This is a genomic window from Crocosphaera chwakensis CCY0110 (assembly GCF_000169335.1).
GTDB classification, from domain to species: Bacteria; Cyanobacteriota; Cyanobacteriia; order Cyanobacteriales; family Microcystaceae; genus Crocosphaera; species Crocosphaera chwakensis.
Window position 1 is genome coordinate 120,378 of the sequence record NZ_AAXW01000009.1, and the last position, 24,219, is coordinate 144,596.

The 24,219-nt window shown below is 37.3% G+C and carries 17 protein-coding genes; 9 read left to right on the forward strand and 8 right to left on the reverse strand.

The features are described from left to right. Window positions 1–723 precede the first annotated feature (723 nt). Complete coding sequence (locus CY0110_RS08095; RefSeq protein ID WP_008274904.1) at window positions 724–3,861, reverse strand: alkaline phosphatase; 3,138 nt, start codon at window positions 3,859–3,861, stop codon at window positions 724–726. A gap of 509 nt (window positions 3,862–4,370) precedes the next feature. Here CY0110_RS08095 and sppA point away from each other — a divergent pair. From sppA to recF, 4 genes are all read left to right on the forward strand, one after another. Beyond that, the gene (sppA, locus tag CY0110_RS08100; protein WP_008274905.1) at window positions 4,371–6,164 is read left to right on the forward strand and encodes a signal peptide peptidase SppA; all 1,794 of its coding nucleotides are present in this window, start codon (window positions 4,371–4,373) and stop codon (window positions 6,162–6,164) included. A gap of 171 nt (window positions 6,165–6,335) precedes the next feature. Then, window positions 6,336–6,740: a potassium channel family protein gene (locus CY0110_RS08105; RefSeq protein WP_008274906.1), complete on the forward strand. Its 405-nt coding sequence runs from the start codon at window positions 6,336–6,338 to the stop codon at window positions 6,738–6,740. A gap of 19 nt (window positions 6,741–6,759) precedes the next feature. Further along, window positions 6,760–8,247: a TrkH family potassium uptake protein gene (locus CY0110_RS08110; protein ID WP_008274907.1), complete on the forward strand. Its 1,488-nt coding sequence runs from the start codon at window positions 6,760–6,762 to the stop codon at window positions 8,245–8,247. A 34-nt stretch (window positions 8,248–8,281) separates the two neighbouring features. Beyond that, entirely contained in the window at window positions 8,282–9,424 is a 1,143-nt protein-coding gene (gene recF, locus CY0110_RS08115; RefSeq protein ID WP_008274908.1) for a DNA replication/repair protein RecF, read from the forward strand. Between the two features lie 104 nt (window positions 9,425–9,528). Here recF and CY0110_RS08120 read toward each other — a convergent pair whose 3' ends face one another. Then, window positions 9,529–10,224: an aldehyde oxygenase (deformylating) gene (locus CY0110_RS08120; RefSeq protein ID WP_008274909.1), complete on the reverse strand. Its 696-nt coding sequence runs from the start codon at window positions 10,222–10,224 to the stop codon at window positions 9,529–9,531. A 135-nt stretch (window positions 10,225–10,359) separates the two neighbouring features. Then, window positions 10,360–12,270, reverse strand: a complete 1,911-nt coding sequence (gene ltrA, locus CY0110_RS08125; protein WP_008274910.1) for a group II intron reverse transcriptase/maturase — start codon at window positions 12,268–12,270, stop codon at window positions 10,360–10,362. Between the two features lie 928 nt (window positions 12,271–13,198). On the opposite strand from ltrA, the gene CY0110_RS08130 reads away from it, so the two are divergent. The 4 genes from CY0110_RS08130 to CY0110_RS08145 all read left to right on the forward strand — a co-directional run bounded on the left by CY0110_RS08130 (window position 13,199) and on the right by CY0110_RS08145 (window position 16,822). Then, window positions 13,199–14,044, forward strand: coding sequence for an alpha/beta fold hydrolase (locus CY0110_RS08130; RefSeq protein ID WP_008274911.1), 846 nt, complete (start codon window positions 13,199–13,201; stop codon window positions 14,042–14,044). 98 nt (window positions 14,045–14,142) lie between these two features. After that, window positions 14,143–14,586, forward strand: a complete 444-nt coding sequence (gene psbQ / locus CY0110_RS08135; RefSeq protein WP_008274912.1) for a photosystem II protein PsbQ — start codon at window positions 14,143–14,145, stop codon at window positions 14,584–14,586. Window positions 14,587–14,662: 76 nt separating this feature from the next. Continuing rightward, window positions 14,663–15,775, forward strand: a complete 1,113-nt coding sequence (locus CY0110_RS08140) for an NAD(P)/FAD-dependent oxidoreductase (RefSeq protein WP_008274913.1) — start codon at window positions 14,663–14,665, stop codon at window positions 15,773–15,775. 6 nt (window positions 15,776–15,781) lie between these two features. Next, on the forward strand, window positions 15,782–16,822 hold the full coding sequence (locus CY0110_RS08145; RefSeq protein ID WP_008274914.1) for a hemolysin family protein: 1,041 nt from the start codon (window positions 15,782–15,784) through the stop codon (window positions 16,820–16,822). 397 nt (window positions 16,823–17,219) lie between these two features. On the opposite strand, the gene CY0110_RS08150 is transcribed toward CY0110_RS08145, so the two are convergent. The 5 genes from CY0110_RS08150 to CY0110_RS08170 all read right to left on the reverse strand — a co-directional run bounded on the left by CY0110_RS08150 (window position 17,220) and on the right by CY0110_RS08170 (window position 23,459). After that, on the reverse strand, window positions 17,220–17,432 hold the full coding sequence (locus tag CY0110_RS08150) for an RNA-binding S4 domain-containing protein (protein WP_008274915.1): 213 nt from the start codon (window positions 17,430–17,432) through the stop codon (window positions 17,220–17,222). 122 nt (window positions 17,433–17,554) lie between these two features. Continuing rightward, window positions 17,555–17,923, reverse strand: a complete 369-nt coding sequence (psbU, locus tag CY0110_RS08155; protein WP_008274916.1) for a photosystem II complex extrinsic protein PsbU — start codon at window positions 17,921–17,923, stop codon at window positions 17,555–17,557. Between the two features lie 214 nt (window positions 17,924–18,137). Beyond that, complete coding sequence (locus tag CY0110_RS08160; protein ID WP_008274917.1) at window positions 18,138–21,419, reverse strand: hybrid sensor histidine kinase/response regulator; 3,282 nt, start codon at window positions 21,417–21,419, stop codon at window positions 18,138–18,140. A 95-nt stretch (window positions 21,420–21,514) separates the two neighbouring features. Continuing rightward, the gene (era, locus tag CY0110_RS08165; protein ID WP_008274918.1) at window positions 21,515–22,459 is read right to left on the reverse strand and encodes a GTPase Era; all 945 of its coding nucleotides are present in this window, start codon (window positions 22,457–22,459) and stop codon (window positions 21,515–21,517) included. Window positions 22,460–22,694: 235 nt separating this feature from the next. Further along, entirely contained in the window at window positions 22,695–23,459 is a 765-nt protein-coding gene (locus CY0110_RS08170; RefSeq protein ID WP_008274919.1) for a tetratricopeptide repeat protein, read from the reverse strand. Window positions 23,460–23,737: 278 nt separating this feature from the next. Here CY0110_RS08170 and CY0110_RS08175 point away from each other — a divergent pair. Further along, window positions 23,738–24,219: Uma2 family endonuclease (locus tag CY0110_RS08175; protein ID WP_008274920.1), on the forward strand; the 482-nt coding region annotated here is incomplete at its 3' end.

Here is a 24,219-nt window from a genome sequence, read left to right on the forward strand (position 1 = left end):
TTTTTGTCATTATAGTAATTAACTTAAGCTCAGAGTTAGATAATATTTTAAAAAATAATGAGTGTTTCATACAAAAATTTTATCAGCTTTTGAGCTTATATGGAAAAATATTGCAATAAAATATCCATAAAAATAGTACAATTCATAGTGTAAATAAAGAGATATTGTGAAAATTTAATATTTTGTAGTGTTTAAATAAAAAAGTAGCTATGAAAACACACATAACTATTCTTGATATGCAACGAAAAGAAGTAAATACAAAGCTTAATCTACTGGTAAAATCAGGAAGTATTTAACAGTTTTACACAATAAATGTATATGAAAAAGAAGGAATTTTGGCAGTTTTATTTGATAATGGATTACAAAAATATAGTTTAAAACTTTTACAAAAATGTCTTATAAAAAAATCATGAAAAAATAAATATTTTGGTAAATTATTGCTTGAATTTTATCAAGAAAAATCAATAATTTTTTCTATAGACACGGGAGATTTTAAATTTAAAATTTTTTTATTCTAATTTACTTATAACTTATAATACCAAATCCGCTTATTTTAGTAGAGTAACGTTTTTTCTCCCCACTCCCTGCTCCCTGCTCCGAAAGTTAATACTATACTATCTAAAGCGGATCTAGTATAATAGAGAGCAGAATAGGAAAATTTTACTCAATTCTTCCCAATAACTCTGCTCTCAAAATACCCTTTAGAGGTTGGTCAAAAAGATATTAAGCAAATACGAAATCAGATGCACTTAACTCACTTGCTTGAGTATTTAACAAGATAGCTAAATCTTGTCCTAACGCATTGATTACCGTACTGTTACCGTCTTGAGTTAAAGTTAACTGATCGAAATCAAGATCAGTGGCACCAAAGCCCATGACATCCTCATCGATGGCAAAATCAGTGATAGTATTGGCCATTGCTGGTAAATCTTCTGAGTCAGTGAGGAGCCAGAATTGATCGCTTCCGGAACCCCCGGTTACTACGTTATCACCCCCAGAGCCAAAGAAGAGGATATCATCGCCAGAACCTGCTAAAACGCGATCGCCACTTCCAGCAAAGAAGAGATCATCACCACTACCTAAGTCAATGCGATTAAATTCGTCAGGAGTCTGAGACACATCAACATAGTCATTGCCACTACCAGCAAAGAGAAGTTGATTGGCTTCACCCACAAAGTCATTCCCTGCAATGACGGTATCAAATGAGTCGTCTTCAGCAGAACCAAAAGTAACAGGTTCAATTCTTTCTACCTCTTCAGGAGCAACACCAAAGAGCGTTTCATACATAATACGGTACATATCTGTGTTGTCCACTGTAGCGGTCAACAAATCAGAATTTAAACCGTATGCTTTAGAAACAATACTACCTGCGACATCGGTGGTACTAGCATAAGCGATACCAAATTCAAAAATGTCCCCATTGGCATCCGGTTGACCAGTGACAAAGGGAGCCGTGTCGTTACCAGTCGTACCATCCAGAGGAACTTCATTTTCATAAGGCCCTTGAACACTGACGCTACCTACAGTTTCCCCAGATACGTCATCCACTTCTAAACCACCAGCATCACTATCAGCAGCCGTCAAGATTAAGGTGTTGGGATTGACATTATTAACAAAATCCTGAGCTACTCCAATGGCAGCATCAGCCCGTAACGTAGCTTCTACGGTTCCGGCACCGTTATTATTATTAGGGAAATTATCTGATCCTTCTTCTTCGAGAACCACCATAAAACCGTCTTCGGCGTTGACAAATTTATCTAAGCTCAAAGTCGTCTGTAGCATTTGGGCAACGGTGGGAGGATTTTCGTTACCGGGTTGACCATAGAGAATTAAGTTGCCATCTTCGTCAACAAAACCTTGCTCGACTAAATTAGCTTCTGTGGTGTCGTTATAAGTATCTTCGGCTGCAAAAATCCCCAGGACTTTCTCGGTATTTGTGGGTAAATTGAGTAAGTCTTCGAGGGTGTAAACAACAGTGTAACCGTCTTCTTGAGCTTCTTCAACCAGGTTGCGGCCATCTTCACGAATCCCTTCTTCTCCAAAGCGTCCGATTACTCCTTCGGGTAGGTAATGAATTTCTCCACCCCCCATAATCACATCAACCCCAGATTCAACGATTTCTAAGGTAATTTCTTGAACGTTGCTACGGTTTTCTGCTGCTGAAAGGAAGACACCAGTACCAGGTTCAGCAATAAAACCAGAGTTAATCACAGCAGTGGGTTTACCTTCTGCGATCGCTTCTTGCATAATGGTAGTTCCTTCTAACCCAGATAAGGAGGTGTAAGGGTTTCCTTCTGCATCTAACCCATAACTTCCTGCATAGGGTTTAATACCATAAGCATGAACCACAGCACCCCCATTAGAGGTAGAAACGAGTTGATCATCCATGTGACCGAGATAAACTCCGGCATCGGTCATATTATCCCAATTAAGACGACCATCGGGCCCCACTGAGGCAAACCGTGCAGCAGCGTAATAGGAAGGACTGGTGCCGTCGGGATGAATAAAGATGACGTTTCCTGTTTCTTTGGTGGGTTCGGGGGGTTCGGGAATGTTATCAGGAATCCCTTGTGGTGCGTCTAAGGCTACATCAAAAAGGGTTTCGTACATTAAGCGATAAATACCTGTGTTGTCCACGGTTGCTGGCAACTTTTCAGCGTTTAAACCGTAGGTTTTAGAAACAATACTTCCTGCTACGTCGGGATTTCCTGACCATAACACCCCAAATTCAAACGTATCCCCATTGGTATCGGGTGCGCCAGTGATAAAAGGAGCGGTATCGTTACCGGTCGTACCATCGTAGGGAACGTTGGGATCGGGATCGAAAGGAGGTTGTACTCTGGTTGTGCCAACAGTTTCCCCAGAACGATCATCCACTTCTAAACCACCCCCGTCACTATCGGCTGCCGTAATTAACAGAGTATTAGGGTTAACATTATCGATATAGTCTTGAGCAATACCGATAGCTGCATCGGCTCGTAAAACAGCCTCGATGGTTCCCACTCCGTTGTTATTATTACCAAAGTTGTCGGTGGCTTCTTCTTCTAACACCACAAACATCCCATTCTCAGGATTTTGGAAGATATCTAATCCTAAAGTCGCCTCCAGCATTTGGGAAATGGTGGGAGGGTTTTCGTTGCCAGGTTGACCATAAAGAATTAAGTTACCGTCTTCGTCAACAAAACCTTGCTCGACTAAATTAGCTTCTGTGGTGTCGTTATAAGTATCTTCCGCTGCGAAAATCCCCAGAACTTTCTCGGTATTCGTGGGTAAATTGGCTAAGTCTTCGAGGGTGTAAACCACGGTGTAACCGTCTTCTTGCGCTTCTTCGATTAGATTGCGTCCATCTTCACGAATCCCTTCTTCTCCAAAACGTCCGGTCACGCCTACGGGTAGGTAGTGAATTTCTCCACCTCCCATGATGACATCAACACCCGATTCAACGATTTCTAGGGTGATTTCTTCTACATTACCTCGATTTTCGGCATCTGCTAGGAAAACCCCGGTACCGGGTTCAGCAATAAATCCAGAGTTGATCACGGCGGTTGCTTTGTCTGCAGCGATCGCTTCTTCCATAATGGTTATGCCTTCTTGACCAGAAAGGGAAGTGTAAGGATTGCCATTTTCGTCTAAACCGTAGCTACCAGAGAAGGCTTTAATACCAAAAGCATGGGTTACTGCACCTGCGTTAGAAGTTCCCACAAGGGTGTCGTCCATGTGTCCTAGGTAAACCCCTGCATTGGTCATATTATCCCAATTCAGGCGACCATCTGGCCCGACTGAGGCAAAGCGTCCAGCAGCAAAGTGAGATGGACTGGTTCCATCAGGATGAATGAAAATTACACTGTTATTGTTAGCCATGATGATTAGATTGCTAATAATTATCACTAATTAGCGATTACATCCCTATCAACCCAATGAATTCGATTGATAAGCTAAGTTGCTACTGCAAACTGATGTCATCTAATCAAGACTTTACCCTTGAAATATTAAGAAATCTTAAGAGAATGACTAAAAAAAAATTAGGGTTAGGTTAAAGTTCCCTTTATAGAGAAGAAAACGGAAAATAAGAAAATAATAATAATAAATTTCTTAAATTTGTAGAATTTTCAAATAAAAAAGTTAAATGTAAATGTGATTTTGCAAAGTTTTCGGATAATTTTTAACCTAAAAAACTTAAGAAAGTAAAATTATAGTAATAATATCTAGACAATAGTTAAGATTTTTAGAGTGTTTAGTATTTTTGCTTAATAATTCACTAGCTTAAGAAATTTAACACTCTTGTTTCAAAGTGTTCTATAATAGTTAGTATTGCCGTAGTCTTTGAGAACATAAAGTTACAAAGAAATAATTACTTTTTGATTGCTTCAATGATGAATTTTATTAAACAAACCCTAGCTAGTATTATTGGAACGTTAGCAGGATTATTTTTATTTACTACAGTAGGTGTTAGTAGTATCGTAATATTATTAATTACGTTAGCTAGTGTGGAAACTGAACCGGCCATTAAAGATAAATCAGTTTTAGTTTTGGATCTTTCTACACAAATTCAAGATAAAGAACCCTTCGTTAATATCCGTGATATCTTATCCGATAAGGATCAATCCGTTTTGACATTAAGTCAAGTGATTAAAAATATTGAAAAAGCCAGCAAAGATGATCGTATTAAAGCTATTTTCCTAGATGGAAGTAACGCAAATAGTGGCAGTGGTTATGCTAGTTTTGCAGAAATTCGACAAGCACTAATAAAATTTAAAGAAAGCGGTAAAAAAATTATTGCTTATGATATTACTGTAAGCGAACAAGAATATTATTTAACTTCATTAGCTGATACTTTAATCGTCAATCCTATGGGTGTAGTCGAACTCAATGGAATCAGTACAGAACCCTTATTTTGGACAGGAGCATTAGATAGATATGGCATCGGTGTTCAAGTGGTAAGAGTAGGGGAATATAAAGCAGCCGTTGAACCTTTTATAAGAACCCAACTGAGTGAAGAAAATCGTCAACAATTAGAAGTTTTGCTTGGCAATATTTGGAATAATTTTTTGCAAAAAGTAGGAGAAGTTCGTAAAATAGAAGCAAATAATCTTCAACAAATTGCTGACAATCAAGGAATTCTTACTCCTCAAGAAGCGCAGAAATTAAAGTTAATTGATCAAGTCGATTATCGAGATCAAGCGATTTCACTTTTAAAAGAAATAACAAAAAATAAAGAAGAATCATTAAGTCAAGTTTCATTTAATAATTATATAGATATACCCGTCACAGGAGTAACTGATAATAGTTCTAGTAACAAAATTGCTGTTGTTTATCTAGAGGGTGCTATTGTCGATGGAATAGGAAATAGAGAACAAGTCGGGGGAACTCGTTTTGCTAAATTATTGCGTAAAATTGGAGACGATGAACAAGTAAAAGCAGTGGTTATTCGCATTAATAGTCCTGGAGGAAGTGCCACTGGATCAGATATTATTTTACGAGAAATTCAGTTAATTCAAGAGACAAAACCCGTTATTATTTCTATGGGTAATGTAGCAGCATCTGGAGGCTATTGGATAGCAACAGGTGGGGAACATATTTTTGCTCAACCCAATACCATTACTGGATCAATTGGTGTGTTTGGTGTTCTCTTAAATATTCAAGAAATTGCTAACAATAATGGAATTACTTGGGATACTGTTAAAACCGCAAAATTTGCAGATTTAGGAACCGCAACACGACCGAAAACTGAGCAAGAATTAGCCATTTATCAAAAATCGGTTAATCGAATTTATGACTTATTCTTAGAAAAAGTTGCTCAATCTCGTAACTTATCTAAAGAAAAAGTAGCGAGTATTGCTCAAGGTAGAGTTTGGTCAGGGGAGATGGCAAAAAAAATAGGTTTAGTCGATAGTTTTGGTGGTTTAAATGCAGCGATAGAATACGCAGCTAAACAAACAGAATTAGGAAAAGATTGGCAAGTTCAAGAATATCCGACTTCCCAAGGATTTGCAGAATTATTTCTCAAAAGAACATTAGACGAAGATACGCAATTTACTCGAAATACAGTTGATCCCTTAACTCAAGAATTTCTCAAATTTCAAGAAGAGTTAAAAGTCATTCAAAACTTTAATGATCCTAGAGGTGTTTATTCTCTTCTTCCCTTTAATTGGAAGTTGCGTTAACTCATACCTTTTACCTTGTCAAATAAAAGTTAAAAAACTTAAAAACTATTGACAAAGAAAGTTGAAATACAGCCAGTATCAGTAAATAGATAGAGAGAGTTAAAACTCAAAAAATAGTAAAATTATTACGCATAAATAAAGCATCATACGACCTTCGCGTTTAGTTATCAAATGTATGTAATTATTGTCGGAGCAGGGGCTGTAACCAAACAGCTAATTGCGATCGCCCAAGAACAAGGACACCGAGTTTCAGTGATCGAAAAGCAAGAAGAATATGCGAGAGACATCATGCGAGAATTTGATGTGCAGGTATTTCATGCTGATATTTCTAAAGGAAAAATTCTAGAAGAAGCAGGTGTTAAGCACGCCGATACGATTATTGCGACAACTGATGATGATTCGGTTAACTTGATGGCGATGATGCTAGGCAAACAGTATGAAATTGAAAATTTAATTACGATGTTACACGATAAAGAACATCGCGCCATGTTTGAAAAATTGGGAGTACAGGTATTAAGCAATCCTGAAAAGCTAATTGCTCGAAAGCTTTTTGGTTTTCTGGATGTAGATAAATAAAGTCAAACGTAGCAATTTTATGAAAACCATCTTGCGAGATATTGGCTTATTTCTTCATGTCCCTGGAATTATGGCCTTAATTTCTATCCCTGTCTGTTTATTATCAAGAGAAATGTATGCTTTGACTCCTTTACTCACCTGTACTGCTGCCTCACTAACCATTGGTCAATTACTCTATCGTTTTACCAACATCAAAATCAAAACCAGTAGTCGCATTCCCCATGCCATGATAACGGCTGCCTTAGGCTGGTTTTTGTTACCTCTGTTTTGTGCAATTCCTTTATTAATGACAGCAAATGCCTCGGACCTTTCTCCTGATTTCTCAACAACCATTTTAATGTTTCAAAACCCTTGGAATTGTATGTTTGAAGCGTTTTCTGGTTTTACCAGTACAGGCTTATCGATGGCATTAAACTATAATGAATTACCCCATACGATGCAATGGTGGCGATCGCTAATGGAGTGGGTAGGAGGTGTCGGGGTCATTGTTTTAGTCATATCCTTACTTGAACCCGCTACCGAACCTTATAAACTTTACAATGCTGAAGGCAGAAGTCAAAGAATTGGTTTAACCCTCACGCAAACCGTTAAACGGATTTGGTGGATTTATCTAATTTATACCATTGGCAGTATTTTTCTCTTTCGGATGGTTGGGATGAGTTGGTGGGAAGCCCTCAATCATGGCATGACAGGAATTGCGACAGGTGGGTTTAGCGTTACCGAAAACAGTATCGCTAATTATGGCGTTGCGGTGAAATTGGCAGTTATTATTGTCATGATTTTAGGTGCAATTAGCTTTTCTGTTCACTATCAGTTTTTGCGTCGTCGTAAACTTTTTGCTTTTTGGTCAGATAATCAACATCAAGCCCTCTGGATTTTGTTATTAGGAGGAACGTTATTACTTTGGGGTTTTAATCGTTTAGCTTTTAGACATATTCCTTGGATCGATATTCTATTTCAATGGACTTCTGCCTTGAGTACCTGTGGTTTTGGCACAATTTCTGTTAAATCCTGGGATGGAGGTGCAAAATTGCTGATGACTTTAATTATGTTGATTGGTGGGGCAGCCGGTTCGACAGCAGGGGGAATTAAATTAAGTCGTTTTGTAACGGTTGTAAAAGCGGTTATTTGGCGTTTTCGGCGCATCGCACTACGACCCCACGAAATGATGTGTTACGAGCTTGATGGGAAGATTGTAAAAGAATCTGAGGCTAATCGTCGTGTAGAAGCTGCTGCAGTTTTAGCTTTTTTATGGTTAAGTGTCGTTGTTGGTGGTATTTTTATTTTGCAATATCTTAAATTACCAACCTACGATTTAATTGATGTCATTTTTGAAGTTGCTTCAGCAACCAGTGGAGTAGGACTATCAACGGGTATTACTCACCCCGATCTTCCCTGGTTGGGTAAACTGACGTTAATTTGTCTAATGTGGATTGGACGTTTAGAGATTATTCCTGTCCTTTTATTGTTATCTTTACCGATTAAAACTTTAATAAATTGGAAATAAATAGTCAGATAAATGCAAGTTAAGAGTTGAAAAAATGTATTTAAAAAATATCCATTTATATACTTTTCGTAATTATGAAGAACAGAGTCTTAATTTACAATCACAAAAAACGATTTTATTAGGAAATAATGCTCAAGGAAAGTCTAATTTACTCGAAGCAGTGGAATTACTAGCAACCCTAAAAAGTCATCGTACTAACCGCGATCGCGATTTAATTTTAGAAGGGGAAAGAACAGGGCAAATTTTAGGCACAGTAGAACGGAAGTATGGAGAGTCAGAACTGGGAATTACCCTGCGTTATCAAGGCAGACGGAGTTTAACGTTAAATCATGAAAACTTACGTCGTCATTTAGAATTTTTAGGTCATATTAATGCTGTAGAATTCTCCTGTTTAGACTTAGACTTAGTAAGGGGATCACCAGACACCCGTCGCAGTTGGTTAGATACCCTTTTAATCCAATTAGAACCGGTTTATGCCAGTATTATTCATCAATATTATAAAATTTTACGACAACGTAATGCCTTATTAAAAGTCATTCGTAAAACCATAGAAGAACAGGAAAATCCATCTAATTTATCAGCAGAAATATCACAATTAAAAGTATGGGATCAACAATTAGCTGAAGCAGGAACTAGAGTGACTCGACGGCGATATCGTGTTATAGAAAGAATTACCCCACTCGCTCAAAAATGGCATCAAGAAATTAGTAGTGGAACAGAACGTTTAGAAATTAACTATCTACCGAATATAAAAATTGAAAATGAACAACCCCAACAAGTCCAACAAGCCTTTTTAGATAAAATAGAACAGCGTCGTATGGCCGAGCAACAACTTGCCACCACGGTAGTTGGACCCCATCGAGATGACGTAGAATTTAACATTAATCAGACCCCTGCCAAGTCCTACGGTTCCCAAGGACAACAAAGAACCTTAGTTTTAGCCATCAAATTAGCAGAATTGCAATTGATAGAAGATGTTATAGGGGAACCCCCCTTACTTTTATTAGATGACGTTTTAGCCGAACTCGATCCCAACCGACAAAATAAATTATTAGAAGTGATTCAAGGACGGTTCCAAACCCTAATTACCACAACCTATTTACACTCTTTTGACGCACAATGGTTAAACTCCTCTCAAATTATGAAAGTTGAAGGAGGCAAAATTGCTCAGTTATAAGTAGGTAGCCATAAATGAATGTAAAAAAAACAAGTCATTTGAAAATAAAAGGGCTTAATGATATTAAGCCCTTAAAAGTCTTGTAATAGTTATTGTCAGCTATTTTAAGCAGCACTTAACCCATGAGAAGACATTTTCATGATTTCACGGGTAGAGAAACCAATATTACTTAAAGCTTCTCCGTAACTAATCATGAAATCTTCCACTAAAGCTTCTTTTTCCATTCCTAACACTTCGGCATCTTTTTCAACTTGGTTGAGCATTTGCCAAACAATGGGTAAATTTTTCTTATTTGCTTCTTCTAATTCTGCTTTAGAGGCTTCAAAATGCTCTTTTAACCAGATTTCCCCAAAATTGAGGTGAGTGTATTCGTCCTTTACCACCCCTTCAGTGATTTTACGAGCAAAGGGATCAGCCACGGGAATATAAATATTATAGGCGGCGATCGCAAAGGCTTCGATGATCAAAGATTGAATTAATAAGCAAGTAACAATTTTTCCTTCAGCTTTAGCTGTTTGGAAGTTGTTATGAAGTTGCGAGAAAAATTGTTGAGCGTAGTCCATATCCGGGGTAACGTCCAAGTTCTTTCCACAAGCTTGAAAGCCCTTTTTATGGCGATTCTCCATCTTAGAGAGACGAATTAACTCGGCCTCATCTTCTGGGAGAAGTTGAGCCATATCAATGTAATTTTGATGGGCTTCTTGTTCCCCTTCAATGACAATAGCATTGATGCGACTGTAAGCATCTTTATAAGTTTCGCTGTTAAAATCAAGCTCTGAGCGTAAAGCAAGCTCTTGCATAAGCTATTTTATCTCCTGTAGTTTATCAACTAAGTTAGTGGTTAAATGGGTGTCCTTAATCAAATTAAGGTAACTAACGGTATAAGTATAGGTTAACGGTTGTTAACCTTTGGCTATTGTCCATAGTATGTTAAACTAAGCCAGGCTGTTACCAGCCCGACTCGTCTTCAAAACCGGACGTGAAACTTTCGCTTCATCCGGCTCCTCTGTAGATAGGCTCTTGTTATGAGTACCATTAATCGCTGAAGGTAAGTCATTTCTCCATTCCCATTTGCTATTAGAAAAGTGAATGTTGAATTCTTTATGAATTTTACTCCATTTTTTCTGACTTTTGTAGGACGTGATATCCTTTATATCCTTCTTAGATTTTATGTCATGGCAATGAATATGTAATGCTTGGAGGTTGTCTTTTAAATTATCTCCCCCCATTTTGCGAGGTATGATATGGTCGGTTTCGATTCTATCTCCCGGCATGAAGGTTAATCCACAATAATTACACTTACCTTTTTGCTTTTTGAGTAATTTTGCAATTGAACTTTTTAATTCAGGATGTTTTCCCATTTTACTAGCCCAATAGTTAGTGTTTCCGTCGTAAAGGCTGATTTTTCCCTTTACTTTGTTATATCTAACTATTTTTGTTTGGTTGTGTTTGGGTAAGTAACGTTTTATGTTCTTATATGTACATCCGAAAGTCCAGTTGTCCATCTCTTTAGACTGCCAATATTTTTTTATCACCCAAGTCTTTGACTTATTAGGATGTCTTCTTAACGCCCATCTATAGAGTTTTAACCACAATAAATGGTCAAGTTTTGAAAAAGTTTCTTTACTACATACACTTCTATAATAGTTCGACCATCCTCTTATGATTGGTGTTAGTCTTGATATTAACATCCATTGAGGAGTTGCTTTGTGTTTATCTATTATTTCCGCTAGTTTTTTGTAGTGTTTTGTTACTTTTTCTTTACTCGGTTTGATGATTGTTTTGAATCCGATTTTTCTTCCTTGAGGGGTTTTTCCAGATTGGTTTTTACCTACTTGGAATTGTCTGATATTAAATCCTAAGAAATTGAACCCAGGTTTGTTACCTTGATGTTCATACAAGGTATGAATTGTTTTGGTTTTTTCTTGGTTTAATTCTAATCCTATAGGTTCTAACCAGTTTTGGATTATTTCCTGACAGGATTCAATCACGTTCAGGTTTTCGTGGATTATAACGAAATCATCTGCATATCTGATTAAGGCTATAGAGCTTATGTTTGCTCTTTTGTTTCCTTTCCAGTTAGCAGCATAATTTTTAATCCTTTCTTCCATTCCATGAAGAGCTATGTTGGCTAATAATGGTGACGCAATGCCACCTTGAGGGGTTCCTTCTTCTGGAAATATGGTTTTTCCTTGGTCGAGAATCCCTGCTTTTAGCCATGCTTTTATTTGTCTCCTTAATGTCGGAAATGTATTTATTTTTTCAAGGAGTTTTAGGTGATTTATGCGGTCAAAGCATTTACTTATGTCAGCATCTAGGACGTATTTAGCCTTGTATCGGATTTGGTTAAAAATTGCTCCGATTGCGTCCTGACAGCTTCTTCCAGGTCTGAAGCCATAAGAGTTTTCTTCAAACCTTGCTTCCCATTCTGGTTCTAAAGCTGATTTGACTAGGGCTTGTTTGGCTCTATCTTGCATGACTGGTATTCCCAAGGGTCTTTTTTTACCGTTAGTTTTAGGTATCCATACTCTGCGAACAGGTTTGGCTTTGTTTCCTAACTTTAGGTTTTGGGCTACATCTAACCGTTGTTTAGGTGTCAGAGACTTGACCCCATCAACTCCGGCTGTCTTTTTACCCTTATTTTCCTGGGTTACTTTTCTGACCGCTAACAATTTGGCGTAGTAGGAGTTAAGGAGTGTTTTCTGTAGTTTCCTAACCTTTTTAATATTGCCATTGACACTGGCTTGATAGATTCGCTTCTGAAGCTTGAACACAGCTTTTTCGACTTTACGCCAATTAATCTGGTTCCATTCCACTGTATTTGGTTTCAAATCAGTCTTAGACATATTTGCCTCTACTTACTCAGCTATCTTCCTATAAACAGTCAGTATGTCAGCTTATCCTTGGCATTACCCTTCTTTACCTTTGTTTCGGTAAAGCTATCCTCGTCTTTTCGAGTTAAGGCATTTGCTTTTTTACTGAATCCTACTCCCCCTATAACCTCCGTAATTGGAGATGATTGCGTCTTGGTTGACTACTCAGAGATTTTCGACCATTTCTGAGAGTTATAGAGGGGTTTCCCCGTTCCGAATATCCGTTGATATGAGCCTTTAGGATGCGTCTATTCACCGGGAGTATATAAGTGTTGTGTTATCTATGAACCTATTAGATAACTATTTTTTACTCCGTTGACATTTTGTCTGTAGCCTTTTAGTCTATTTTGCTACTTTAGAGTTACGGTGATTTGACTTTTACCTGTCTACCGAGTGCGATTAGTGTTGTATCCCTTTCTTTTTAATAAAAGGATAATCTTTTGCGCTTTAACCTGTTTTTGGTTGTAGCCTTTCAGCCTATTTGGCTACTTAAGAGTAACGGTAGTTGCGGTGCTTTGAGCTTAACGCTCTATCCATAGACTCTTGCTAGAGGTTGACCAAATTAGACTATCAGTCAATACCCCGTTTAACCCTGCTTTGTGGATTGAAGACCATTCGCTACCACAAGGGTTATGCTTTTACCCCCAACACCGAGGGAATAGGGCTTGAGATTTTAAGGTTTTGTTAATATTTGCCACCTATTTTTGTAGTTTAACTACTCAATAGGCATTCTCACCTATACGGATATTCAGTTGTCAAGGTTCTGATAAATCAGTTCCAAGCTAGTCCCACCAAGGCTTTTAGCCTTGTTTTGGACTAAACGGGTCGCACAGGTTCTACTCTAATGTATAAAGTTTAAACAGAAAAGACAAATAATCAAACTTGAGTTTGACTAACATATATGATCACAGAACAAATAATAACCGTCGGTTCGCTGGAATGGTTTTATCGGGAAGTGACCCCCACCAACAGCAATAATAAACCCCCAGTCATTTTAGTGCATGGTTTGCCTAGTCATAGTTATATCTGGCGCAGAGTGATGAATAACTTAGAAGATCAAGGGTTTCGGGCGATCGCCCCTGACTGGCTAGGTTCAGGCTTTTCGGCAAAACCAGATAAACAGGACTTTCCTTATACCTCTGCTGCTTACGAAAAGGCTTTCGGTGAGTTTCTCAAAGCGTTAGAACTAGAAAAAGTGTCTTTAGTGGTGCAAGGATTTTTGGCTTCTGTAGCCCTACAATACGCTTTCAACCATGCTGATACCATTGAACGCTTAATTATCCTCAACACCCCGTTATCCCCTGACGTTAAGCTACCTTGGTTAATGCAGCAATGGTCAATTCCATTTATGGGAGATATGGTAACCCAAGATCCCTTATTAGTTGACCGCACTTTAGAAAAGGGTAGTGGTTTTGTCATTGAGGATAAAGATTTGGATATTTTTCGACAACCTTATCTTAAAAGTTCAGCAGTAGGACGGGCGTTACTCACAACCACTAAAAATCTGAAACTATCTCAAACTCTCAAAAACCTAGAAACCAAGTTTTTTAGTTGGCAAGTTCCCACTCTCATCCTCTGGGGAATGGCCGACCCCTGGTTATCGGCTGATATTCCCGAAAAATTAGCGGCCAATACTTCTAATATTGAGATGGTGAAGTTAGAAGAAGCAAAACATTATCCCCAAGAACATTGGCCTAAAGAAGTTAGCGAAGAAATTATTACTTTTTTACGTCGTCAGGTAGTTTAACAGTAATTGCTCACTGATAAAAACATTGACCAATTTACTCAATTCTTGAGAAAATCGACTGAGGAGTTTACTTAATATCATTAGCAAAACTTAGAATTATGCCACGTATTCGCTCTATTCTGTCTCTATTATTGGTGGCTGTGGCCATCTTCTGTGTTAGTTGTGGTGGTCAAAAAGCCTCTATTCCTACCACCTACGCCCCTGAAAAAATTGAACAATTACAGGTTCTCGTTGAACCCATCGAGGAAGCTAAAGAAAACTTCGATGTCCTTAAAGGGTTTATTGCCGATGAAAATTGGATTGATACCCGTACCTATATTCATGGGCCTTTGGGTGGTCTTCGTCAAGAAATGAGTAGTTTAACCCGTTCTTTGTTACCGAAAGACCAAAAGCAAGCTAAAAGTTTATCTCAGGCTTTATTCAGCGACTTAGAACGATTAGATGCTGCTGCAAAAGAACGTAACTCAGTGGCTGTACAACGGCATTATCGCGAAGCAGTTAATGATTTACAAAGTTTCTTAGATTTAGTTCCCAAAAGCTAACTCATTTTAGTTATAACATCTGTAGGGGCATAATTATAATTATGCCCCTATAATTATGGAAAATTCTGATTAGAATATGACTCGTATTACTATTATTGGAGCCGGCGTAATTGGAGCAGCAATCGCTTATGAATTAAGTTTAATTAAAGATTTAGACATTACCCTAATTGATGCAAAACAACCGGCTTCGGGTTCAACAGGAGCAGCGTTAGGGGTTTTAATGGCTATTATTAGCCACAAAAGGAAAGGACGGGGTTGGAAACTTCGTCAGCTTAGTTTAAAGCGTTATACAACCTTAATTCCTGAGTTAGAAGAGGTAACGGGCAAGAAAATTCCTATTAATTCTCAAGGGATTTTAATGTTACGTTTTGCAGATGATCCCTTAGACAGATGGGAAAAATTACAATACTTTCGTAATGAACATGGATATTCTCTAGAAATTTGGGATCAAAATGAGTTATTAAGACGCTGTCCCCAGGTACAAAATGATCGTGTGGTTGGGGCTATTTATTCCCCTCAAGATCGGCAAATTAATCCTACTATTTTAACTGAATCTCTTATTTTAGCTGCTTCTAAAAACGGTGTTAATTGTCAGTTTGGCATCAAAGTTCAAAATATTATATCAAAGCGTCTAAATAGCTCAAATGATGGTCAATTTTACAATATTAAAACACCATACCAAACCTTAGAAACTGATTGGTTAATTATGTGTGCTGGCTTGGGTTCTACTTCTTTGATCAACGAATTACAACCAATGGTTAATATTAAGCCAGTTCTCGGACAAGCATTACAAATTAAGTTAAACTCTTCTTTAGGAGATGTTACTTTTCAACCTGTAATTACAGGAGAAGATGTTCATATTGTCCCTATTAATAGTCAGGAATATTGGATCGGTGCTACAGTAGAATTTCCTAATGAAATGGGAGAAGTTTTACCACAACTAGACTTATTGGAAACCGTTAAAAGACACGCTTTTTCTTTTTGTCCTGATTTAGAAAAAGGAGAAATTATCAATACGTGGTCTGGTAAACGTCCCCGTCCTGATGGAGAACCTGCCCCTATTATAAAGGAAGTTCCTAACTATCCTTGTGTTTTATTAGCAACTGGTCATTATCGTAATGGGGTTTTATTAGCCCCTGCTACTGCTCTAATTATTAGAGATAAAATTCTAGAAAATTATAATAAATAAAATTTTATGTTAAACATTATATTTGTAATTTTGATAGTATTAGCTGGATCGGCAGTTTGTGCTTGTGCAGAAACTGCCTTATTTTCAGTATCACGGGTTCGAGTCAAGCAATTAGCTCTCTCGAAAAAACCTGCAGCAATTGTTTTACAATCAATTCGGAGTAAAATGAATCGTCCAATTGCGACTATTGTTATTCTCAATAACATATTTAATATTGTGGGTAGTATTGTGATTGGTAGTTTAGCAGCTGAAGTTTTAGGAGATGCTTGGTTAGGTTTATTTTCTAGTGTTTTAACTTTCTTGATTATTGTCTGTGGTGAAATTGTTCCTAAAACCGTTGGGGAACGCTATTCTGAACCCATTGCTTTAATTGTTGCTATTCCTGTCCAGTTTTTAACGGTTATTTTCACTCCTCTTGTTTGGTTAATGGAACAAATAACTTCCCCTTTTACTCAACGAAACAAGTTGCCAACTACCAATGAAGCAGAAATCCGTTTTTTAACAACCATCGGTTATAAAGAAGGAGTGATAGAAGATGATGAAGCAGAGATGATACAACGGGTTTTTCAACTTAATGATTTAACAGCAACAGAGTTAATGACTCCTAGAGTTATTGTTACTTTTTTAGACGGTAATTCTACTTTAATTGAGTCTCAAGATGAAATAATTGCTTCTGAGCATACTCGTATTTTAGTGATTGAAGAATCTATCGATCAAGTGATTGGATATTGTCTGAAAGATGAATTGCTAGCAGCTATTATTAGAGGTCAAGGAAATCAGCAAATTGATCAGTTACTTCGTCAAGTTCATTATGTTCCTGAAACTATTAAAGCAGATAAATTACTCAAGACTTTTCAAGATAATCGTGAACATTTAATGGTAGTTTTAGATGAATATGGTGGAGTTGCAGGAGTGGTAACATTAGAAGATGTTTTAGAAGTATTAACAGGAGAAATCGTAGATGAAACTGATCGTATTATTGATCTGCAAGAAATTGCTAGAAAAAAACGTAAAGTTTTATTGAATTCAAGAGGTATAGAGACTTAATATTTTGTAACGTCAGAAAAAATTATCTATCTAACAAGAAATTTAAAGGTTAATCTAGTGTCTTTTTTGAAAAATGTGGGGCATAATTAAGAAGGTAGAAAAGTAATAAAAATAGGATGGTATTTATGGAAATGAATAATATTCAATTATTAGTAATGTTATTATGCAACAGTATATTCTGTTTGTTAGCTCCCCGAATGCTAACAACACAATGGTTAAGCTTATTGTCTATAAAGAACAAGTCTTCTATAACAGTAATCCAAGAAACTTAATTACTACTAATCTTTTCATTAGTTTTCTGTTGTTACGAGACGATTAAGAAAATAGATAGTTTAGATTTACCTGATTAACTTTTAAGCATCTATATTAATCAATTCAACTGTAAGGGAAGAAGAATTCACAACTTTACTTCGTAATGCTTTCCATTAAAGGTAACTTTATCTCCACTAACCAATTGTCGTCCCCGTCGCATCTCGACACAACCATTTACCATCACTTCTCCCCCTTGAATTCTTATTTTTGCTTCGCCACCACTTTGCACCAAATTTTGCCATTTCATAAACTGACCTAATCTAATCATATCGGAGGACTTTTCTTGTTTATTAGTCATAATTCGTCGGTTATAGTTAACTATATTTTCCTAATTAACATTATGTATGATAAGTCACTTATTAATAATAAAAAACCCACCTCTTAAAGAAGTGGATTAAAGGGTCAAATTAAAGATAAGATTTAGTAAAGACCAGGATTAATGCGATCGCCACCTTCATTTAACTCATTAGAAGGAGGAGTTACTACAAACTTATCTAAATTAGCTTCTAAACGTTGTCTTTGTCTTTCACTAAGTCCAGGAATGTCTAAAACTTCTTCTACCCTGTCATAGGGGGAATACTTGATGATTTTAGCGGCCAAGTTGGGATAGAACCCACGAAGTTGACGGAAACCGCGTACATCTTCATTATTTAAGTCAATTTTTTGACCATATTCGGTAGTTAACTTAGCATCGACAGGGTTTAATTGAGCAGCAACCGCAGACCCCACAAACCCAACGGAACTGATCAGTACCATCAAGATAGCAAACAGACGAACAATAGTTTTCATTACAATGATTCTCCTAAAAATGTGTATTGATCCCTTACGAGAATTCACTACCTCAGTGGGGAATGACTCTCTAACAGCAGATAAGATTTAAAAATGTTATATCATGCCAAATGTATTTTATGCACATTATTTGAAGGATAATCCTTCATTGGTACGGAAAAATTTCAGAAAATCTTAAACTGCTTCAGGAACTATCATACCTTAGTTTGTATCTCTACTGTTCAACGAGACTGTTGACTTCGAGTAATACCTCTCCGGCGATCAACCGTTTAGCAGCATCGAGTAACACTTCTTCAATATACGGCTTGACAAAATAGCCTTTTGCCCCTCGCTCGGCTGCAATACGCTGCATTTTCTGCGCTCCACGGGAAGTAATCATAGCAATAGGAATCGGGGAGAGTTTCTTATCTTCTTGCAGACGGGATAATAACTCTAACCCAGTCATCCTAGGCATTTCGATATCACAGAGAATTAAAGCACAAGATAAACCACCCCGTAATTTTTCCCAAGCTTCTTGACCATCCCTAGCCTGTTCTACCTCATATCCAGCTTTGGTAAAGCTCATCGAGAGCATTTCTCGAACCATGACCGAATCATCGATAATTAAGACCGTATTATTGTCAGAAGAATAGGATGGCTTATTGGTTGAAGTTGCCTTTGACTCAGCCTCTGGTGATGATTTTTTCATCGGCTTTTTGGTGCTACCAGCTAATAAAATTTCTCCTGCCAACATCCGTTGGGCTGCTTCTAAGAGAGTTTGGTCAGGACAAGGTTTGGTAAAGTAGGCAGTTGCCCCAAGTTTTGCTGCCACCTTGCGATGGCGATCTGCACCACGAGAAGTTAATAGAGCCACCGGCAAGCCAGAAAGATTGGCTTCTTTTTGTATATTCGATAACAACTCTAACCCATTCATCCGAGGCATCTCAATATCACAGAAGAGGAGGTCACACGGTAACCCTGAGGAAAGTTTTTCCCAAGCTTCTTGACCATCTCTGGCTTGTTCGACTCGATACCCTGACTTACTAAAACTCAAAGATAACAGTTCTCGTACTGTAATTGAATCATCTACAATCAGTACAGTTGGCTCAGTCTGTTCTCCTGTCCAATTATCAAAGGCTGATTCTTGTTTATCCCAAAGGCTACTAACAGTATCGGTGCGTAACCGTCCTTGAGCGATGGCGATTAACTCTAACACATCCCCAATAGGCATAATGGTACCATCTCCCAGTACCGTTGCCCCAGCAATACCAGCCGGTTTAGGAATTGGCCCTTCAATTTGTTTAATAACAATTTCTTGCTCTCCAATCACCTGATCTACTTGCACCGCTAGTAAAGCACCTCCACCCCTCAAAATCACTAAAGATACTGTATCTTCTTCTTGTTTTCCCCCATAGACGCTACTACGACCCAACTGACGATTATAGGATAAGAGATCACTTAGAGAATAGACTGGCAGATTTTGACCATTCCAAGATACAAATGATTGTCCAGTTTCGTCCTCCATTAAATCTCTGGGTAAATAGTCTTTCATGTCTTCAACCCCATCCATCGGGAAGGCAATGCGAGCGCGATCGCTAATACAACAGAGAGCTTTACTGATACTAAGGGTTAGGGGTAAACGAATGGTAAATCTGGTTCCTTTTCCTCGAGCCGAGTCAATGATCACCGATCCCCGAATGTCTCGTAAACTGGTACGAACCACATCTAAGCCAACCCCACGACCCGCAAAATCATCGGCTTTATCACGGGTACTAAACCCTGGATGAAAGAGAAAGTCGTAAATTTCTGTTTCTGAAAGAATCTTGGCTTCTTCGGGGCTAATCAATCCTTTTTCAATAGCCTTTCGTTTCACTCGATCAGCATCAATACCACCCCCATCGTCAGCAACGGTGATCACCGTTTGGTTTCCTTGAAGAAAAGCCCGTAATTGGATTCGACCTTCATCAGGTTTGCCTTGTTTTCGTCTTAGTGCCGGTTCTTCGATACCGTGGGTAATAGCATTATTCACCAAGTGGGTCATGGGGTCATAGAGTTGTTCTAAAATCATTTTATCGATGAGAACGTCTCGCCCTTCGACTTGGAGTTTGGCTTGTTTTTGTAATTTCCTCGAAATTTCGCGGATGGCACGGGGTAGGCGATCAGCAGTATTCGCAAAGGGAACCATACGAGATTTGGTCATCCCTTCTTGTAGCTGAGTGGTTACTTGTCGCAAGTTGCGAGAAACTTGTTCGGTTTCATCAACGAGAAATTGAATATCAGAAGCCGATTCTCGAACCCTTACAATCAGTTCGATCATTTCCTGGGAGAGTAAATGGAAGCCGGTAAAGCGATCCATTTCTAAGGCATCTAAATCTCCTTCTTGCTCATTTTTATCTAAGTTGACGGCTTTGTTTTCATGATCTAAAGTATTGCTTTGTCCACTACGACTTTGATTACGACTAGCTAATAAAGCTCCTTCGAGTAGAGTTCGTTCGTATAAGTCTTGCATTCGTCCCCCCACGTCACTGAGGTTATGAACTTGGTTGAGGAGGTTCTCTAAGAATTGTCTGAGTCTTTCTTGATCTTGTTCTAAAGTGTTGCGTTTAACAACCAATTCCCCAATTAAGTTACTGAGGTTATCGAGTTGCTTGATGGGAACCCGCATGGTTTGTTCAAAAGCCTTTATTTTAGGTGTGCGGGCAGCGGAGGCTCCAGAAAACCGTTTTCCTGGAGATTGGTTCATGGTCGAAGACCCTACCATAGTGCGATCCGCTTGTTCTAGGAGAACTTCAAGGTCTTTGAAATCATCTTCTAAGTTGAAGTCCGATCTCTGGGAAACCTCCCCTACCTGTGATTGAGTAGGGGGTAAGGTGGAGGTTAGGGATTCTTCTTTGGCTTTGGCTGGAGCAGCAATAAAGTCCGCTAATTCAGCGATAGTAGCTTGATCTAAGACCTCATTAGTAGCAACAGAGGCCTCTTGTGCTAAAAGTGAGCTTAAAATTTCTAGGGAAGGATACAGAGATAAAACGGGTGAAAGGATTTCTTCATTGGATTCTGCTGTACCTAAAAGTTTTTGTAATTCCCCTATCTCATCATCTTGGGCAAATTCTTCAAAGGCAGAGGTTAAATCGTCTAAAAAGTCGTGATTCGGGTTTTCTGTAGGATAACCATTTTCCCATTTTTCTGGGGCTTCATTTAATAGGTTTACCAGTTGTTCGTTTTCTGATCTCTCTTCTTCGTGATCGCTATTATTTTCCCAAGTTATGTCATTATTAAACAGATTGCTAATTTCTTCATCCGATGGCAAGGAAGATAAAGTAGAACTATCCATCAAAGGATCAGACTCTTCTAGACAGTAAGCTGATAAGTCTTGTTCAAATAAATCGGCTAATTCGTCTAATTCTCCATCAGATTCTACACAATCTGAACCTTCGCCCAAATCCTCAAAAAGTTGGGCAATATCTGTGTCAAAGGATTCTTCATTAAATTGATCTGGGTTAGAATAACGACTTTTCATGACTGGGTCCTATCAGCTTGGGATGAGTGCCTCTTAGGCTTAGAGTACCCAGTATCTTTAAAAAAATTATAGTTTCTTTGGAATATTTGTGAAGTTTATTCTTCGACTCGATAGCCAAATTCTGCTAAACGTAGGTTAGATTGTCGCCATTGGGATTCTACTTTAACAAAAAGTTTTAAATAAACTTCTCCTGCAATTAATTTTTGAATTTGTTCTCTAGCTGCAGTTCCAATAGCTTTGAGCATACTTCCTTTTTGACCAATAAGAATCCCTTTCTGAGAACTTCTTTCAACATTAATGGCTGCAAAGACTCTGGTTATTTTTGGAGTTTCTTCTATTTTTTCAATGGTTATAGCAACGGAGTGAGGAACTTCTTGTCTCGTTAATCGTAATATTTGTTCTCTAATTAATTCTCCCATAATAAATCTTTCAGGTTGATCAGTAATTAGATCAGGGGGATAATAATAAGGCCCTGGGTCTAATTTTTCAATTAAGGTGTTTTGTAAGGTTTCTAAACCGTTTCCTGTCAGAGCAGAAAATTTAATAATTGGCCAATGATAGGATTCAATTAAATTTGTATAACTCTCATCTATTTGTTGATAATCTTCGGATTGTTGATCTTGTTTATTAAGTCCTAAAATTACCGGCTGATTAATGGTTTTAAGTAGATCAATAATGTAGCGATCGCCTCCTCCTGATTTTACGGAACTATCGACTACAAATAAGATTACATCAACAGAATTAATCGCCATTTTGGCATTTTTAACAATAATTTTTCCTAGGGTATGATGAGGTTTATGGATTCCTGGAGTGTCAACAAAAATAATCTGAGCTTGTTCTGTGGTTAAAATTCCCTGTAGTCGATTACGAGTGGTTTGGGAAACAGGAGAAGTAATGGCTATTTTTTGTCCGATTAATTGATTCATGAGGGTGGATTTTCCCACATTGGGACGGCCAATAATTCCCACAAATCCAGATTTAAACCCTTCTGGAGCAGTAGGGATAACTGATAAATTACTTAAATTTAGATTTTCGGCCATTAAAACATATTTTTTGAGTTGAATATTTTTATTTTAGCAATAATTACAGTTAACAGTTATCAGTAAACAGTGACCGATCATTAATATTTGCTAACTACTTACTAATAACTTCTTTTTAAAAATTATAGAAGTTCCCATACTTGTGAGTTGCAAAAATGATCACTTTGAGGCAGAAGGCAGGTGTTAGGGGTACCTCATGAGTCCGAGAAATGCTATAATATATGAACTATTTTGATCAAAGATTGCGTAATAGGTTTTTAGTTTCTTTGATTTGTTCTTGACTAAAACCAGCTTGTTCTAAATGACTTAAAAAGTCTATCTGACGATAACGACTATCTAAATTTATGGCTTTTTTATAAGTTTTTTTAGCTAATTCTAAATCATTTTTTTGCTGATAAACTAAAGCTAATGCCACCCAAGGATGAGGGTTATTTGGTTCTAGCTCGGTTGCTTGTTTCCCATGAATTGCTGCTTGTTCAGATTGTTGCAGGCGATGATAAGCTAAACTTAAATTATAGTGAGCAATTTCGTTATCTGATTTTAAATTGATGGCTTTATTATGAGTTTCTACTGCTTTATCTAAATTATTATTAACTAAATAAACAATTCCTAAAGCATTCAAAGCAGGAACATGATTGTTATCTAGTTTTAAAGCATTTTGTAAAGTTTCTGTTGCCCTATCTCCTTGCTGGTTTAAATGATAAGTCCATCCTAATACGACTAAACCTGATAAGTTTTGTGGATCAAATTTAACTGATTCTTCTAAAGAATTGATAGCTTTTTGTATTTGCCCTTTTTGGCGATAGTTTAAACCGGTTTCTCTTAAACTAGCAGCTTTTTTCTTATCTTCAGGGGACGCAGTTTTAATAGTAGGAGTCGGAGAAGAAACAATGTCAGGAGAAGACTCTGTAGATGAAGATGAAGTATTATTTTTACAACTAATACAGATAGGAATAATAACAAAACATAGAATAAGATAATAAGCTCGATATGTAGGCATAAGTTTAAGTAAAATTTTCACTAATTTTATAATTGTAACTATAGTAATCGAGAATGAGGTGTGAGAAAATGAAAGAGTAGTAAATCTAGACTAACAAGGAAGAATTAGAAGGGTTTATCAAGTCGAATCCTGACCCCAGAGACTTAAAACGAGTCATCGCCGTGAGAATGGCATTTTATATTTATAAGGTTAAAGAGATTCCTTATCACCTCGGAATGACAATTAAAAAGACGAAAATATTCTAATTTATTTTTATACTGCTATATTAACCAAACACTATGAGTAAAACCTTACTAAAATCAAAAAATATAACCGTATTAACAGGAATAAAATGGGAAACTTATCAAGGATTAGCTTTAGATTTAGCAGAAAACCCTAGTAAAAAATTAAGTTATGACCAAGGAACCTTAGAAATTATGACCCCTTTACCAGAACATGAAATCAATAAAGGTTTTTTAGGAAGACTGGTACAAACCACAACAGAAGTATTAGGATTAGAAATATTAAGTCTTTGTTCGACTACTTTAAGCCGAGAAGATTTACAAAAAGGAATTGAACCTGATGAATGTTATTACATAAACAATGAAGCCTTAATTAGAGATAGAGTTAATTTTGATTTTACGGTTGATCCCCCACCAGATTTAGCCATAGAAATTGATATTACCAGCAGTTCTTTAAATCGTTTAACTATTTATGAATCTTTGAAAATTAAGGAAATATGGCGATTTGATGGTCAAGATTTATTCATTTATTCTTTAAA